Origin of the sequence: Flammeovirga pectinis, from assembly GCF_003970675.1 — a bacterium.
GTDB lineage: Bacteria > Bacteroidota > Bacteroidia > Cytophagales > Flammeovirgaceae > Flammeovirga > Flammeovirga pectinis.
This window is the reverse complement of the sequence record NZ_CP034563.1, coordinates 711,514-728,528: the sequence shown is the minus strand read 5'-3', so window position 1 is coordinate 728,528 and position 17,015 is coordinate 711,514. Positions and strand designations below refer to the sequence as shown.

The window sequence follows — 17,015 nt, the reverse complement described above, 5'->3', positions numbered from 1 at the left end:
GATGGTACAGCAACTTAGAGATAAAAATAAAAAGGGCAGCTTTTCCGACAGGTTAAATCAGAGTCAGTCTACCAATGAGTTTATAAAAGGCTTATGGAAGGAAAACCCTGTTTTTGTACAGGTCTTAGGAATGTGCCCAGTACTTGCTGTTACGAATACTTCATCAAATGCTTTGGCAATGGGTTTAGCCACTTCCTTTGTATTATTGATGTCGAATATTCTGATATCATTACTCAGAAATTTCATTCCAAAACAAGTACGTATATCCTCCTACATTTTAATAATTGCCACCTTTGTAACCGTAACAGATTATGTGATTCAGGCAATTAGTGTAGAGTTACATAAAAGTTTAGGTGCATTCATTTCGCTTATAGTAGTGAACTGTTTGATTTTGAGTAGAGCAGAAGCTTTTGCCTCAAAAAATACCATTGGAAAATCTGTTCTAGATGCCTTAGGAATGGGGTTAGGATTTACATTCGGACTTTTATGCTTGGGTGTTGTGAGAGAATTGTTAGGTAGTAGAAGCATCTTCGGAATAGAAATATTTGCAGAAGGATTTCAGGAGTGGATTGTGATGATCTTACCTGCAGGAGGCTTTTTTACACTGGCATTTTGGTTGTTATTATTTAATATCATCAAAACAAAAAAATCAACATCATGAATCAAGAATCATTATGGAATATCTTTATTAATGCCTGTTTGATCAACAACTTTGTGTTGGCCTATTTCTTAGGTATTTGCCCCTTTTTAGGCGTATCAGGTAAAATGGATACGGCTACAAAAATGGGTGGTGCTGTAACATTTGTAATGCTAATTAGTTCTGTTTGTGCCTTTGGAATCAATAGTTTATTGACAGCCATAGATGCACCTTATTTACAACTTATTAGCTATATCGTGGTCATTGCCTCAACAGTACAATTGGTAGAAATGATTGTGAAGAAAATGAGCCCTGCCCTATTTAGAGCATTAGGTATTTTCTTACCACTTATAACCACTAACTGTGCAATTTTAGGGTTGGTACTTTTCCAAACCAACAAAGGTTATGGACTTATAGAAGGTTTCGTTTTTGCCTTAGGCGCTGGAGTAGGTTTTACTATTGCCTTAATGTTGATGGCAGGGTTAAGAGAACAATTAGAATTTGCAGAAGTGCCCAAAGTGGTAAAAGGAACGGTAATTACCTTACTGATCGGAGGTGTATTATCGCTCTCATTTATGGGGTTTTCTGGTTTAGGTGGATAGCATTACCTCTTATCTAATTGGTAGCTGTGCAATTGTCTTACTGATGGTTGCATGGGTAGTAATTCAGAGCATATGGAAAAAGGTATTTTCCGATCAGACACAAAATACCGATGCTCTAGGAGATAGAAGTAAATGCGGCAAATGCAACTGTGGTAATGTCTGTAAAAAGCAGATTAAAACTGCAAATCTTTAAAATCCAATTCATAAAATAAATTATAATACAATGTCACATTTAGCAGATTATAAAACAGATATTCAGTACAAAGCAAGAGTAATTAGAACTACGCGCTTAACACCAAGGAATACTGAAGAAATAAGAGAGATGGTTTTAGAAATTGATGACCCTTCTTTTGAATGTAAAGTAAATCAGAGTTTTGGTGTTTTGGTAGACATAAAGGGAGAGTTTGGACAAAATAAGCACCATCGTTTATATAGTGTTGCTGATATTCCAGAAAAAGTAAATGGTAAAACCCGTATTACTTTATTAGTGAAAAGATGTGCTTACATAGATGATTTTAGTGGAGAACGTTACAGAGGGATTGGGTCTAATTTTTTATGCGATCGTAAAGTATGTGATGCTATCACTATTACTGGGCCATTTGATTTAGCTTTCCAATTACCAAAAGACCATAACGCTAATTTAATTTTAATTGGTATGGGAACTGGTATTGCTCCTTTTAGAGCTTTTGTAAAACATATCTACGAAGAAGTACACGATTGGAAAGGGCAAGTTCGCTTATTTTACGGTGCAAGAACTGGTATGGAAATGCCTTATATGAATGATGAAAATAACGACCTTACAAACTACTACAATGAAAGTACTTTTGAGGCAATGAAGGCAGTTAGTAGTAGACCCGAATGGACAGACACTGTTGCATTAGATGTCGCTATTGAGGCCAAAGAACATGAATTGCACGATATGTTGATGCAAAACAACACCTATATCTATGTAGCTGGTCATGAAAAAGTACGCGTAAACTTAGATAAAGCATTTTCTACGATTCTTGGTTCAGAAGATGCTTGGTTAGTTAGAAAAGCAGAGTTAATTGCTGGTCATAAATGGGCTGAAGTAATTTATTAATCAGCTGAAATAATATTATGAAGATTAAAGCAAAATTATTGATTATGAACGCTCCTAAGTGATTATCAGTAATTTGCTTTTTCTTCATTTTTCAGCTTAAAAAAAAGAGGTCATACTCTTCTTTTGGTAAAAAGATATTAAATTTTTAAAGAAAAGAACATGACAATAATTATAGCACTATCAGCACTCGGTGGACTCACACTACTACTTGCTCTTATGCTAATTGTCGCCAACAAAAAACTCTACGTTTACGAAGACCCCAGAATAGATGTAGTAAACGGATTACTACCACAAGCAAATTGTGGAGCGTGTGGTTTTCCTGGTTGTCGGCCTTTTGCAGAAGCAGTTGTAGGTGGTAGTGTTCTACCCGGAAAGTGTTCAGTAAATACAGAAGAAGGTCAAAATAATATAGCCACTTACTTAGGGGTAGACCCTGGAAGTGAAGAAAAAAGAGTTGCCCGTTTAGCTTGTGGTGGCGGTACTAATGTTGCAATAAGTAGAGCAAAATACCAAGGTATGAAAACCTGTCAGGCATCTTCCTTAATTTCTGGAGGAGAAAGGGGTTGTTTTTGGGGGTGTTTAGGATTGGGAGATTGTGAAGTTTCTTGTGATTTTGATGCTATTCAACTCAACGCAAATGGACTACCAGAAGTAGATGTTGATAAATGTACTGGTTGCGGAGACTGTGTAGAAGCTTGTCCGAAATGGCTCTTTTCTATTACACCAATAAGTCATAAACTTTGGGTAAACTGCAAAAACTTAGATCATGGAGATGATGTTCTTGAGGATTGCCAAGTTGGTTGTACAGCCTGTGGCAAATGTGCCATGGATGCAGAAGGTAACCTCATAGAACTTATTAATAATTTACCTACTGTGGATTATCAACAAAACCATAAAACTATAGATCCCATTCAACGTTGCCCAACTGGAGCAATTGTTTGGATTGATGATAAAAGAGGAATTATTAAAGGAAAAGAAAGTAAAAAAATTATAAGAAAAGGAAGAATGAAAGAAGGAATATCATAACTCTAAATACTTCTCTTACTCTTAGTTGCCAAGTAGATTACTTGGCAACTTTCTATTTTAAAAACTATTCTTTTTTAGATGCTTATTTTGAAGCAGAATCTTTTTGTTTTTTTGGCTTATCTTTTTCCCAAATTCCTTCAAAAACAACATTCCCTTTTTTATCAAAAATAACCCCAAAACCTTCACGTACATTATCACTCCAAAAGCCTTCGTACTTCTCACCAGAATTAAAATAATATACACCAAAACCTTCACGAATACCTTTCTTAAAGTTCCCTTCAAATCGATCTCCATTTACCCAGCTGTACGTGCCTTCTCCATATCTTTTATTGTTTTTCCAATAGCCCTCATAGAATCCTTTTTTCTCAAAAATTGCATAACCAAAACCGTTAGCCATATCGTTAGTAACCTCTCCTATATAATCAATTTCGGCATCATCCTGATTAATAAAATGGAGTTTATCAATAGCTTTATCTTTAACCACAAGTTCATGCTTAAGGCTAATAATTTCTCCTTCAGAATGGTACAAATCCATTTGAAGTTCATCTTGGTTAGTTTCTAAAATTTGATTATTCTTTTTTAATCTAGTAATACTATCACTCAAATTTATCTGCTTACTCTTTAACGAAGAAATGTACCTCTGCTTACTGTAATAACGTTTTTCTAATTCATTTACCATCTCATAAGGTACTTTCTTATTGTCTATATAATCTAAGGCGTAATTTGTATAATCTGTTGTATTATACATGCTATCAATGCTTTTAAATAACCTCAGAGCCTCTTCGTAATCATCTGCTAACAATAAAGAATCTGCCCTAACCCTTAACGCTAAATTTATATTTTCTCCTTCTACAGCTTCTAATTTTTCAATTTTATCAGCTAATGCATTTATGTAATTGTAAGTATAATATCCTACAGGAAATATTATAAAAAGTGAAATTAACGATACTATTTTTTTCATAATGTAATTGATTAATAGCCTAAGTTGATTTTAGGAAGTTGTTGTTGATTCTTTCTCGTATCTAATCCAATAAATACATTGAACCTAAAAATGTTGCTTGATTTATACTCATAACCACTTGATTTTTGACCAAGTGTCCACATATGTCCAGCAAACAATGTCACCTTATTGCTCAATACGTAACCAAAGCCATTATATGTTCTGAAATCTTCAAAGGGGTTATAAACAATCGATTCTCCAGAATGCATAAAAATTTCTACACTAGGCGAAAAGTATAACGTGTTTTTTGTAATCGTAGGTTTATTTATAGGGATATAAGCAAACAGTTTATAGCGAAACCTATTTGTAAACTCGAACTCCGCTCCTATATCATTGTCCTTTTTCCACCTGTGTTCCACTCGAAATTGATGGTACATTTTCACTCGCCCCATCATAGGCATTTTTAATAACCACTGATGCCAAATTCTATGCTCTAACACATATGGTTCATATTCATCACTATAAGGGTCTGGACTGAAATTAACAACCAAGGCAGGGCCAATTACAGCCTCAAAATAATCATTAAAAAAGATGTTTAAACCTGCCCTATTGTAAATTTGACGAGGTCTTCCCACATAACTATTTACATCGTCAAGACTATTTCTTGTTCTGTAATGATGCTCTCCATAATATCCAAAATGTTTAGAGAATCGAGCTTTAATATACAACCCATTCCAAATACCCGTCTCTTCCATATTCGTTACCGAATGTTCTTGAGCAGACACATGGATAGATAGTAAACCGCAAAATAAAAGCAGTAGTAAAATTGACCTTAGCATAAAATAATAATGAAGTTAAGTGTAGTATAAATTAGATGTAGTAATTATTAAAATAAGTTTATTGAAGATAAAATCGAACAGGAGTACATTATGTTATTCGTAACAAATGTAGGTTAGTAAATTGATAAATTATTATTTTTATAATTTAATTGGTTTTTTTAATGTTATTTTAAATATGTTTGTAAATACTAGTGTAGCTATTTACAAAAATGATTGGCTATCTGTTAGTGAGTTATACAATTAATCACAAAAAAAGACACTAAAATTATTACTAATCTTAGTGTCTCGATTTCATTTCTGTTTTAGAAAAAATATGATTATCTATTTTGTCTCAAATTCTTTTTCTTGATAAAACGGTTTTCCTTTATTCGATATTCCCTCAATCTCTATATGATAATTTGTTGATTTATCATCTGTGAAAAATGACACTCGTGCCTGCCCGTTTTCATCTAAAAATATATTGGGTTCCCACATTAAAGTTATTCTATGATCTGGCTTAGCGTGTTCATCTTTTTGAACATCGTATTTTGGGGTATAAAATTCTTTACTCGTATAAAAACCAGGGCTTGTAATTGCATCTATACCTTGTACTATGTAAGAACCTCCACCACCTTGGCGCGTGTACAAAGCAATTACACCATTAACAGAATTACTTAAATACATTGAACCGCTCGCTGCATCTAAAACATCTATAAAACCAATATCTGTCATACTCATAGTTCTTAGCATTTCTACATCTGCCGGAAAACCATCTAAAACCACCGGCACTTGATCGGCTTCTAATATATTTCCATCATCGTCTATACTTGCTGATGCATTCATTAAACCTGCTCTACGTAAAACTTGTGCAGTTTTCATTTCCATTTGTAAGAACTCCCAAACATTATACCCACCTGCATAACTTAAAGAATCGGTCACTAATCGAGCAGTATAGTTAGTATACATTTTAGATGCTCTATCAAACTCATCTGGCTCTGCTGTATCTACAATCTCAATTTCGTCTAAAATGATTGTTTTTGTATTGAATGCTCTATCAATTTTTTCAATTTTTAGCATCTCTTCTTCAAATGCAGCTAGAGAATTATTCGAAGGAACCGCTACTCTTTCTTCTTGAATAGATTCTGCTAATGGAGGTTCTATTGCAAATAGCGAAATATTTATAGATGAATTTTTTGTGACTTTAGATTTCTTTGCTTTATATTTTTTAGCTTGAAAAATAAAATCGGTCGTATCAAAAAAGACCATTCCTGTAAAAGTGAACCCACCTAACTCATCAGTAATTACACTTTCATGAACAAATTTACTTCCCAGAGCAGTCATACTAATTTCTGATTGCTGTGCTTTTTTTTCGTTCCAATAATTACTTGTTTTTCCTTTAATCGAAATGCCAGGCTCAGGTATAAAATCAACTTTTAAACTATCAGTAGCTTTAGACAACCATTCTATTTTTCTATACCCTTGTGTTAGCATTAATTCATCTAAATAAAAGTGTTTTTCTTTTGAGTAATCTTGGAAGTACCACATTGGATTCTCAATAAAACCGTGTATTTCTGAAGACAGAATTAATTCTGATATTATATTATTTTTCTTCTGAGATATATCAACTAAACTTTTATCTACAATTGCTAAAGAAGCCTCACCTTTAATAGGTACTCCATTTTCATCTTTTACATTGATATCAATGTCTACTTTCTCTCTTTTTCTATAATCCGTTTTTGCTAAATTTAAATCAACTTCTTGAGGATGATAATTAAATATTACTCGTTCAACTATTGGCTGTAAATCTTTATTTAGCAACGTTAATTTAACTATACCATCTTGTACATCTTTCAATTTCATTGATAAGGGAATTATTTTCCTATTAGGAGGACATTCCCACATATAGTTAATCTTCCCTTTTGTAGATGCGATTAGATAACCACCCTCCTTTAAAGCTGTATCTGTTGATATTATTTTTACACTAACTTTATCAAGATTAGAAGTTACAAATAAAGTAGTGCCCACCTCATTCACCTTTGGTAATTTATACTGCTTAGGGTTATTTGTATTTTTGTCTCTATCTAAGATTGCATAATATTCGCCATTTAAAACTCCCATTAAGAAGAAACTCCCCATGCCTAACGTATTACTTTTTACGGTAGTAATTTCTTTTCCCTCTTTTGAAAAAATGGACGCACTAAACTCTTCTCCAAACCCACTCTTATTCACTAATTTAACCCCAACTTTAGAGGCTACATCGTTTATCAATTTTCCTCCCTCTGGAAAAAATTGAAGGTCTAACTTTTGTGTTCTGTTCAGTACTTTATTGTTAGATGTTCCTTCTTCTAAAACCACTTCTTCCGTTCTTAAAGAATCTGGATTAATTTGATAAATATGTATTTCTTGAGTAAAGAATGTACTATCACCAAAATTTCTCATCCAATTAGTATAAGCTCTTAACCTATATCTACCTTCTGGTAAATCTGTTCGCAACTTAAAATCACCATTACTATGTTTTCCAATAGCATAAATATCACGATTTTCTAAAATTTCGCCATCGGGATTTAATAACTCAACTTTAACATTTTTACTCCATTGATCTGGTAAAAGTGAAGACGATTTTCTTAAATACACTTTAAACCAAAGGTGCTCTCCTGCAATGTAATAAGGCTTGTCTGTATGCAGGTAGATCGCATCGTTTACTTTTATCCTTTTTATATCATTGATCTTTTTTATTAAAATATCAATTGTTGGAACGGTATCCATACTTACTAAGACATTGGCAAAAAATACCAAGCTTAATAGTATCAAGAGTGTTTTTAATTTGTTCATTTTTGTAGTCAAGTTACCTAATTAAAGGTGTTTGTAAGTCATTCACATTTCATAAATACGTCACTAATTTACACTTTTAATTAATAATTAACACATTAATCTGCATAAGTTCCTTCAACCGTTGATCTATGTGTTGGTATTAAATGTTCTTTATCAATGGTAACTATTTCTGCTTGGTACTGATGATTCAGGATTATTTTACTTACTGATGAATCAACAATTAAATTATCTTTATTCAATAACCGTATTTTCAATGTCAAGATATCTTCTATTAAGAATAAAGGGCCTCGAACTTCTATCCCAGAAGGTGAATTAATATCTGATAAATAGAGCTGTAAGAACTTTGGCTTTTGATGAATATTATTTGCTATTTCTTGTTGGTTTACCTTGTATTCTAAATCAAAATAATCTGAAAAGTAAGAAAATAACGCTGAGAAATCTTTTTGCTCTTGCAAACAATTACTTATTATATTATTTGAGTTTTCCAGCCCTCTAAAATGGAAATAGAAACTTTCAAAAGGCATTACTTTCGTTGTATTTTTAGGGTAATACCCTTTCAATTTACCATTCTTAAAAGCTAATAGTATCTTTTCTGTCATACCATTTAATTGGTCGTTACCTTTATGGTTAGCATGTACCCTTTCTATATAAGAAATTGTTGTCTTTTTTGTATACTGAGCAATACAGAAATTAATAGTAAACAGCAGGTATATTAAAATAAATAATGGTTTCATTTTGCTTCAAATTTTGTCTTGAAAGATGATTTTTGAACTGGATACTGATTGATCTCAAATACAAGCGCTGAAATAGTATTTTTATTAGCAACCATTCTATCAATATTGTTCGTCATCTTACCAATTACTATTTGATTTAAACGTTTGGTATTCATTTTATAAAATACTGTAATATCTGCTTTTTGAACAGAGTTTAAGAATCCAAAATCCTTTACACTTCCTGTATCTTCTACATCGTAATACAATAAAGTATTTAAACCCTTATAGTGAACATAGATTCTTTTTATTTCTGTTGACACTTTAACCAAAAGCGGAACAAAATCTTCGTTGTCTATTATGTAGTCATAATTGTATAAACCATTACTTTTAATACCTAAGGTTTTAGCAACTGCTATTAATCCATCTGCTTCTTCTCCACACCAACAGTCTTCATCATCCCAGCCTTCTACTATTTCTGGCGTAGTACTTATTGGAGAACTCCCCCAATCAGCAGCATCTGAAGCCACGTTTGTAGCATAATTTAGGACAGGCACGTTCAACTCATTCCAAGTATTGTTTACTTTATCTAATTGATACCCTTTGTATACAGCATAATCTGTTTCATCCGCTACGTATTCTACCGTAACCTCTTTTATAAATTTTAAGGGTATATTATTCGATTTAAAAGTGATATCAAACATACCTCCAGAGATATAATTTCCGTTACTATCGTGCATTGGGATATCTGCAAATAGCATATCATAATAATCTTTGTAAAGTACCAATTCTACAGAGATGTTTTCATTTATCAATGCATCATCTTGATTAATAAAGGTATTTGGAGCAATATGTAAAGTCACATCACTCCCTTCTATTACTATAGTTTTACATTGAGTAATAGAAATGGTTTGCTTAAATACTTTCTGTGCGTTTAAACATATGGGCATAAAAAAGAGACCAATAATGAATAAGAGTTTCATAATTAAATAGATTGTTCAATAAGAAATAGAATAATATAAGTATCACATAGCCATGCTATTACTGATGTATTCAAATAATGAGCCAAAAAAAATGCACACTATTATTTAAAAATAGTGTGCACTAAAATAAGTTGATATAAAAAGACTATTTCAGCTTCATCAATTTCATGATTTTCTTAGCAATTTCTGTATTTTCATAGATGCCAGAAAATTCTTCAGCTCCCGGACCATAAGCAAAAACAGGAACCATAGTAGCCGTATGATGCGTAGATGTATACGAAGTAACTAATGTATTTTTAGAAGGATCTCCACCATTTACAGAAAAACCTCCAGTTTCATGATCTGCTGTAACTACAATTAGTGTCTCTCCATCTTTTTCTGCAAATTTCAACATTTCACCAAGTGTATAATCAAAATCTTGCATTTCAGTAATCAATAGTTCTGTATTATTATTATGGCCACCCCAATCTACTTGTGAGCCTTCTACCATTAAGAAAAATCCTTCTTTATTCTGGTTTAATAACTTAACTGCTGTGTTTGCAGCTTCAGGTAAAACATCTCCTCTTTCTGTGTACGGAGGCATTGCATCATCAGCAAGTAAACCTGCTAATTTTCCATCTGTTGTTGCTGTTACTTCATCAATAGTATATGCTACTTTATACCCTTTTTTATCAAGATCTTTTATCAAATCTTTACCATCTTTTCTGTCTGCAAAATGTTTCTTTCCTCCACCAATAAAAACATCAATATCAGTTGAAAAGAAATCTAGTGCAATTTCTTCGTTCATCTTTCTTGAAGGCTGGTGTGCAATAAACGAAGCAGGTGTTGCATGAGTAATCGATGATGTTGCAATTAAACCAGTAGATTTACCTTGTTCATCACACATTTCTAAAAGTGTTTTTGCTGCATTGCCATTTTCATCTAAACCAATTTCTCCATTGTTAGATTTATGTCCTGTAGAGATGGCAGATCCCCCTGCCGCAGAATCTGTAGTAAACTTATTTTTACTAGCCGTCTTAGAAAAACCCGTAATAGGCATTTGTTCTATGTAAGCCTGATTATTATTTGCTGCAATAGCTGTAAAGAATTGAGACGTTCCTGTACCATCAGAAATCATAACAATAACATTTTTAGGACGTTTTGCTTTTGATTTTGATGAAATTTCTTGAACCGGATATGTCCTTGTTGTGGTATAAGTAATCTTGTCTGTTGCTTCAACTTTTTCCTTTGATTTACCTGGGTAGTTAAATTTTTCTTGTGCACAGGCTACAGAAGAAATTCCAAAAGCTCCTAAGAGAAGTAATGATGCTATTCTATTCATTTTAATAATTTTTTAATAGACCTTAAGATAAGGTTTATTGGGTATAATTGATAATTGATGCGTACTAATAAATTGTAAAAAAAACATGAATTACAAAGAATAAATTTTGAATTCGTCTTAAAGTAAAACTTCTTAAAACCATAGCATTTAAAAAGGGAAGACATAACTCCAAATTTATTCTACCAAGCAAATCGAAGAATAAAAATACACTTTAACTAATTAAAGTACACAATGTTATTTACATATGTTAATGTTCCATTAGAAAAGCCAATTGAGTATCTAAATAGTTGTAAAAACAAACTAAAGACTTACATTTGTTAACTTAAACGATTTGACCTAATAATATCCCTAACAAACAGTACCTACTTCATTAATGAATTTAATTTATCCATTTTTAATTGTATTCCTTTGTGCAATAAATTGTATTGCGTATCCTATTCTAGACGAAGGAAAACCTCTTCAGAATACATCTTATAATGATAGTATCTTAATGCTCCAACATACAGGGCATTTAAAAGAAGCTATTGCCTTATCTGAAGTGTGGATTACTTCTACTAGAGAACAACATGGTGAAAACTCTATCAATATGATCTTGCCTTTAATATTAAGTGCTCGATATGATATTGGTAGAAAGGAATTTCCTTTGGCTTTAGATAGATTGAATGAAGCTCTAAAAATTATGGATAATACCACTGGTTGGCTTTATCCTGATTATGCTAGAGCTTTAAATTATAAAGTTATCTGTATGAGTCAGCTTGGTGATGACTTTGGGTGCATTCCTTTACTTAATGAAATCGAAATGATTTATCAGAAAACATTAGGTAAAGAGCATATTGATTATGGATTAACTTATATCAGCCAAGCATTGGTAGAGCAGTCTTTAGGGAAATTTGAATTATCAGAAGAATATTTTCAAAAGGGATTAGAGTTTAATAAAGTATGTGTTCAGAAGTATAATCGCCCATTTTTAAAACAAGAATGGATAGAAATTTTATTATCTCAATTATATATTGATTGGTTCAAAGAAGATAAAGCTTTAAGTATATTACAAAAAGTCCAAGTAAATTTAGAAAAAGAAAATCTTCAAGAAAGCCCTCTTTATGCTCATTTATTATTTACTATAGGAAATGCAGAAATTCTAAAAGAGAATTATATAAACGCTTATTTTTATTTTGATAATTATCAGAAGTATGTTATCGTTCACCTTGGTAAGCAACACCCCTCTTATGTAGTTGCTTTATATAAAATTGCTCAACTCTCTAAATTACAATCTCAATTTGCTACAGAAGAAAGGTTACTTCTTTACCTTGAAGGTAAATTAGTGAACACCGAAAATTATGATCTTTACGTAAGAACTTTATTAGATTTAGCTACTGTTTATTTACATCAAGGTAGAACAGAAAAAGCTGAAGAATATCTTGCTAAAACAAAGGGAGTTCCGTTTAGTGATAACGAGTTAAGACATTATACACTACGAACTGAAGGTAATATTTGCTTAAATTATGGCGACTATATCAATGCAGAATTAAAGCTTACTGAACTAATTTCTATCATTAGACAGGAACGAATTCATTACTCACATCATTATAATCAAGGGGTAATATCTACAGTAGACCTAGATTTAATTCTAGGGCGTAAAACTGAGGCTTTAAAAGCTGTTCAGACTGAAGTCAATTTTCTTAAAAAGAGAAAAATGGATTCAACTATTGATTACTACAAAATTCTACTAAGCAAATATAAAGTTCAGTTGTATATAAATGATACTACTGATTTATATGAAAATGTTGAAGCCTTAAAAAAATCACTTTCCGATAAAGGATTACCTATTCATTACCTACTTGTTAAAGCAAACTTTATTCAAGGTAAGTTACTTGTAAAAAGGAAACAGTATGATTTGGCAATGACAAAGTTTAATGAAACTCAAATGATATCTGAAAAGTTAGGTATTCAGCATGATGAGTTTTATAACTTAAGAATTATAGAAGCACAGGCAAACATTTACCTATCAGAAAAAAAATATACCGAAGCGTATACTGCTTATATGAAGCTTAAAGGCAGTTTTAAGGAAAGTTCGATCTACCAACCGGGTTTATCTGCAAGAATTGCCTATTTACAAGCCATGCAAGGTGATATTAACGAAGCAGAAAAAACTATTATTGAAGCAACGAATAAGCGATTTCAGCAATATGATGAAAACTTAAAATTCTCTAGTGAAGATGAAAAAATAAAATACATTCATAATACAAAGTCAGTTTTTGATTATTTCTTTACAATGGTCTTAGCCAATAAGGATAACCTATCTGATAGAATGATAAAGCAATGTTATAACATTCAACTTAATTACAGAAAGTATTTTTTAACTGAGGCACAAGAAAGAAAAAATAAAATTGATGCACTTGTAGATATCCGTAAAAAACATAACCTGTCTACTTATGTAGATGAGTTGTACCATATGAAATCTCAATTAGCAGCAATTAATTATATGTCTGATGAAGAAAGAGATGAGTTGTATTTTGACCTTTTTACATCGAATGATAAAATCAATAATTTAGAGAAGTCATTAGTTTATGCAAGTAACGCTTTAGATGACAAATTGGATATTACTCCTTCTTTTAATTGGGAAAATATTGAAGATAAACTTAATGAAAAAGATGTTGTAATAGAGATTATTAAATTACTTTCTATTGATGAAAACTATGACGACGAATACATTGCATTAATGATTAAAAAAGGCGACGAAAGTCCATCAATTATTGCTTTAGGAAACAGCGATCATCTTGAGTTTGACGGGTGGTTTAAATACCAACACGAAACTAGTCCTTCTAGTAGATCTCTTGTGTATTCTTCTAAAAAAAGTAGTTCAGGGGCATATAATTATTTCTGGAAGCCTATTCAAAATCATATAGATTCTCTAGGTATAGAAGTAGATAACTTTTATGTTAGTAATGATGGTGTATACAACGTAATTAACCTGAATATTCTAAAAAACCCATCTACTGATAAATTTTTAATTGAAGAAGCCAATATACATTTACTTACAAGTACTGCAGAATTACTTGACCAAGATGAAGACAAATTTATAAATAAAGATATTCTATTAGTAGGAAACCCCTCTTTCCAAGAAGAAGCTCAAATTTCTGAAAGTGATGGTAAAGAAATTCAACAACAACAGAAATCTAGGGGTACAAATGGGTACTACTTTGATTTAGATAACCTACCCGGTACTCAAAAAGAAATTACTAATGCAGAGAAAGTATTTAATGCAAAAGGATGGAATGTAACATCATATACAAAAGACCAAGCTTTAGAAGCTAAGTTTAAAGAGATAAACAATTCTCCATCTATAATACATATAGCTACGCATGGTTTTTTTATTGACCAAATGAATAACCCTGTATCTTCTAATAATTTATTAAAATCTGGTTTGTTCTTTACTGAAATTGCACAGCGTGAAGATAGAAAATTAGAAGATGTTTATTTCTCTGGAAATGATGGAATTTTAACAGCTTACGAAGTTAAAAGTCTTAACCTTACTAACACCCAACTTTTGATTTTATCTGCTTGTCAGTCTGGATTATCTGAAATTGCCGATGGTGATGGTATTTCTGGATTACAATATGCATTTAGTATTGCAGGCGTAAAATCTATTATTATGAGTTTATGGAGTGTAGACGATCACGCTACTCAATTACTTATGAATACATTTTATGAGGAGTGGGTTAAAACAAACGACAAGCAGTTAGCATTTAAAAATGCACAACTTATTGTTATGAAAGAATACCCTAAACCTTATTATTGGGGAGCTTTTGTTCTAGTAAACTAAGAATTTAAGAGACAATGTTATCGATATTAAAATTGATAACATTGTCAAGAAATCACTTTAGAATTCCAACATACATTTTTCAAGGTTTAATATATTTTTCCTATTAACCCCAGCATCAAATTGTGTCAAAAAAAAGTTAGGCTGACTCTTTAACTCAAATTTATTTCCCTCTATTACTTTTATTGTAATTTTCTCACCAAAAAAAGAAGATAATGATGGTTTAGTTCTTCCTTCTATTTCATTATTATTAGACTTTAACTGCCATTGAACACTTTTTAAAGTGCCTTCTAGCTTATTAAACAAGGCATCTAATGGGATATCTTTAGTGATAATGGTTTTCTGCTTTAAATATAAATCTGTTATTTCTACCTTCTCTAGCCCCAAAGATTTCAATTGCTTTTTCTGATATTTTGTTGAAATCCATGTCATAAATAATGCATTCACAATAGAAATATAGAATAAATTATAGACATCAATTGGTCTGTCTTCATATACATAAACTAACGAATAGATTGTTACAAAAAATAGTGTAGCAATCAGTATTCTCTTGATATAAAATAATAACGTCATAGTTCAAATTTAGTTAATAGTACAATATCACCAAAATAGAATTTATTAACTATCTATTAAAGAATTCCAACTAATCTCAATAAAAACGTCTCTTTATTCCGTATTCAATTATTCACTAACCAAAAGCTAAACTTCAATGAGATATTTTGTTAACTCTTTAATTTTGTTCCTTTTTTCTATTCAAGTAATAAATGCTCAAAATCCAAAAGATTTTGTTTCAGTCTTTGTTAAACAACTTAATATTGAAAAGTATGCAGGAGGAGAATTTGTTTTTTCTGCAGATGTAAAAGCAGATACTATGACCTCTAAATCTTCTTCTCATTTATGGGTAAGAATCGATGACAGAAAGGATAATACAGTTTTTTTTAACAATATGTATAAAAAACCTATACAATCTAATGTATGGAAAAACTATTCTATTAAAGGTAAAATTGATAAAAAATCAAAGGAAATACTTTTTGGAGGCATAAGCCTAAATAAAGGAAAATATTATTTCGATAATTTTGACCTGAAAATTAAAATGAAAGGAGGTAAATGGGAAACAATAACATTACCAAATGCAAGATTAGAAGATACTACATATCATAATTATTGGGGTACTTTTAATTTACCTAAAGACTGTAAATTTGAAATTCATAAAGAGAAAGACAATAATTGTCTTATAATAGATGCAAGTCAATTATCAATCTATGGCTACAACAAAAAAAATGGAAAGTTTGCAGATGTAAATGGAGTAAAACTATATTATGAAACATATGGTGAGGGAGAACCTCTTCTCCTAATTCATGGTAATTCTCAATCCATTAAAGGTTATGCAGCACAAATTCCTGTACTCGCTAAGAATTATAAAGTCATAGCAGTAGATACAAGAGGACATGGACAATCTACTGAAGATGGAGTTCCCCTTTCATATAATCTTTTTGCTGATGATATGATCGCTTTAATAGAACATTTAAATCTGAAAAAAGTGAATGTTTTAGGATGGAGTGATGGAGGAAATACTGGACTTATTATGGCAATGAAAGCACCACAGAAAATAGATAAACTTGCTGTTATGGGTGCTTGTTTATTTAATGATGAAACATCTATTAAACCTAAAATTAATAAGCAACTTAAAAAATTGATCAAGCAATTAGAAAAACAAACGAATGAAATCACTTTCCAAAAAAGGATGATGTATTTATTGAGAGATGAACCAAATATTAATCCCAATGACTTACAGAAAATCACTTGCCCTACTTTAATAATGGCAGGGGAGAATGATTACTTTTTCGAAAGTCATACTAGATTAATTGCCGAAGAAATTACAAATGGTCAACTAATAATTTTTAAAGATGGAGATCATATGGAGCCTTCTAATAATCCAGAACGATTTAATAAAACAGTAATGTCTTTTTTCTTAGATGAGAAAAATACTAACAATAAAAAGGTAAACTAAATCAACATGAACAGGGAAGTACAGGTTCTTACAATTATTTATAATAACCAATAACTTTTTAGATGGCAACACTACATTTATAGCTCTGCTTTCGTGAGCAAATGCGAAAAACTTTATAAATCTTACTTTTACTGATACAAACTGACCTCTTGAAAAATTTGCACATAAAAAAATCACTTTCATAATGATAAGTGATAAAGGGAAGGTTATAAAGTAGGGAGAAATAGAGTAAAT

13 protein-coding genes are annotated in these 17,015 nt (G+C 31.4%); 6 read left to right on the top strand and 7 right to left on the bottom strand.

Annotated elements, in window-relative coordinates; all coding sequences use genetic code 11:
- Position 1 precedes the first annotated feature (1 nt).
- The 4 genes from rsxE to EI427_RS23050 all read left to right on the top strand — a co-directional run bounded on the left by rsxE (position 2) and on the right by EI427_RS23050 (position 3,346).
- Complete coding sequence (rsxE, locus tag EI427_RS23065; RefSeq protein WP_126619484.1) at positions 2-661, top strand: electron transport complex subunit RsxE; 660 nt, start codon at positions 2-4, stop codon at positions 659-661.
- Entirely contained in the window at positions 658-1,239 is a 582-nt protein-coding gene (locus EI427_RS23060; protein WP_126619482.1) for an electron transport complex protein RnfA, read from the top strand. Before rsxE ends, EI427_RS23060 begins: the two co-directional genes overlap by 4 nt.
- Before the next feature lie 223 nt (positions 1,240-1,462).
- Positions 1,463-2,320, top strand: coding sequence for a ferredoxin reductase domain-containing protein (locus EI427_RS23055; protein ID WP_126619480.1), 858 nt, complete (start codon positions 1,463-1,465; stop codon positions 2,318-2,320).
- 159 nt (positions 2,321-2,479) lie between these two features.
- Positions 2,480-3,346: an RnfABCDGE type electron transport complex subunit B gene (locus EI427_RS23050; protein ID WP_126619478.1), complete on the top strand. Its 867-nt coding sequence runs from the start codon at positions 2,480-2,482 to the stop codon at positions 3,344-3,346.
- An 82-nt stretch (positions 3,347-3,428) separates the two neighbouring features.
- On the opposite strand, the gene EI427_RS23045 is transcribed toward EI427_RS23050, so the two are convergent.
- The 6 genes from EI427_RS23045 to EI427_RS23020 form a co-directional block, all read right to left on the bottom strand.
- Complete coding sequence (locus tag EI427_RS23045) at positions 3,429-4,307, bottom strand: MORN repeat-containing protein (RefSeq protein ID WP_126619476.1); 879 nt, start codon at positions 4,305-4,307, stop codon at positions 3,429-3,431.
- 11 nt (positions 4,308-4,318) lie between these two features.
- On the bottom strand, positions 4,319-5,125 hold the full coding sequence (locus EI427_RS23040) for a DUF2490 domain-containing protein (protein WP_126619474.1): 807 nt from the start codon (positions 5,123-5,125) through the stop codon (positions 4,319-4,321).
- Positions 5,126-5,446: 321 nt separating this feature from the next.
- A complete protein-coding gene (locus tag EI427_RS23035; RefSeq protein ID WP_126619472.1) occupies positions 5,447-7,936 on the bottom strand; it encodes a Plug domain-containing protein in 2,490 nt (829 codons plus the stop codon).
- Positions 7,937-8,031: 95 nt separating this feature from the next.
- Positions 8,032-8,670, bottom strand: coding sequence for a hypothetical protein (locus EI427_RS23030; RefSeq protein ID WP_126619470.1), 639 nt, complete (start codon positions 8,668-8,670; stop codon positions 8,032-8,034).
- Positions 8,667-9,629, bottom strand: coding sequence for a hypothetical protein (locus EI427_RS23025; protein ID WP_126619468.1), 963 nt, complete (start codon positions 9,627-9,629; stop codon positions 8,667-8,669). The genes EI427_RS23030 and EI427_RS23025 overlap by 4 nt, the downstream gene beginning before the upstream one ends.
- A gap of 145 nt (positions 9,630-9,774) precedes the next feature.
- The gene (locus EI427_RS23020; protein WP_126619466.1) at positions 9,775-10,950 is read right to left on the bottom strand and encodes an alkaline phosphatase; all 1,176 of its coding nucleotides are present in this window, start codon (positions 10,948-10,950) and stop codon (positions 9,775-9,777) included.
- Positions 10,951-11,323: 373 nt separating this feature from the next.
- Here EI427_RS23020 and EI427_RS23015 point away from each other — a divergent pair, with 373 nt between their 5' ends.
- Complete coding sequence (locus EI427_RS23015) at positions 11,324-14,773, top strand: CHAT domain-containing protein (protein WP_126619464.1); 3,450 nt, start codon at positions 11,324-11,326, stop codon at positions 14,771-14,773.
- Positions 14,774-14,830: 57 nt separating this feature from the next.
- Here EI427_RS23015 and EI427_RS23010 read toward each other — a convergent pair whose 3' ends face one another.
- Positions 14,831-15,343 carry a hypothetical protein gene (locus EI427_RS23010; RefSeq protein WP_126619462.1) on the bottom strand — a complete coding sequence of 171 codons (513 nt, stop codon included), beginning with the start codon at positions 15,341-15,343 and terminating at the stop codon, positions 14,831-14,833.
- A gap of 136 nt (positions 15,344-15,479) precedes the next feature.
- Between EI427_RS23010 and EI427_RS23005 the strand changes: the two genes are divergently transcribed.
- Complete coding sequence (locus tag EI427_RS23005; RefSeq protein WP_126619460.1) at positions 15,480-16,781, top strand: alpha/beta fold hydrolase; 1,302 nt, start codon at positions 15,480-15,482, stop codon at positions 16,779-16,781.
- Positions 16,782-17,015: the final 234 nt, after the last annotated feature.

What these genes read in the sequence shown, in the direction of transcription:
- rsxE (WP_126619484.1), top strand. Translation starts at nt 2, where the DNA reads ATGGTACAGCAACTTAGAGATAAAAATAAAAAGGGCAGCTTTTCCGAC.
- EI427_RS23060 (WP_126619482.1), top strand. Translation starts at nt 658, where the DNA reads ATGAATCAAGAATCATTATGGAATATCTTTATTAATGCCTGTTTGATC.
- EI427_RS23055 (WP_126619480.1), top strand. Translation starts at nt 1,463, where the DNA reads ATGTCACATTTAGCAGATTATAAAACAGATATTCAGTACAAAGCAAGA.
- EI427_RS23050 (WP_126619478.1), top strand. Translation starts at nt 2,480, where the DNA reads ATGACAATAATTATAGCACTATCAGCACTCGGTGGACTCACACTACTA.
- EI427_RS23045 (WP_126619476.1), bottom strand. Translation starts at nt 4,307, where the DNA reads ATGAAAAAAATAGTATCGTTAATTTCACTTTTTATAATATTTCCTGTA.
- EI427_RS23040 (WP_126619474.1), bottom strand. Translation starts at nt 5,125, where the DNA reads ATGCTAAGGTCAATTTTACTACTGCTTTTATTTTGCGGTTTACTATCT.
- EI427_RS23035 (WP_126619472.1), bottom strand. Translation starts at nt 7,936, where the DNA reads ATGAACAAATTAAAAACACTCTTGATACTATTAAGCTTGGTATTTTTT.
- EI427_RS23030 (WP_126619470.1), bottom strand. Translation starts at nt 8,670, where the DNA reads ATGAAACCATTATTTATTTTAATATACCTGCTGTTTACTATTAATTTC.
- EI427_RS23025 (WP_126619468.1), bottom strand. Translation starts at nt 9,629, where the DNA reads ATGAAACTCTTATTCATTATTGGTCTCTTTTTTATGCCCATATGTTTA.
- EI427_RS23020 (WP_126619466.1), bottom strand. Translation starts at nt 10,950, where the DNA reads ATGAATAGAATAGCATCATTACTTCTCTTAGGAGCTTTTGGAATTTCT.
- EI427_RS23015 (WP_126619464.1), top strand. Translation starts at nt 11,324, where the DNA reads ATGAATTTAATTTATCCATTTTTAATTGTATTCCTTTGTGCAATAAAT.
- EI427_RS23010 (WP_126619462.1), bottom strand. Translation starts at nt 15,343, where the DNA reads ATGACGTTATTATTTTATATCAAGAGAATACTGATTGCTACACTATTT.
- EI427_RS23005 (WP_126619460.1), top strand. Translation starts at nt 15,480, where the DNA reads ATGAGATATTTTGTTAACTCTTTAATTTTGTTCCTTTTTTCTATTCAA.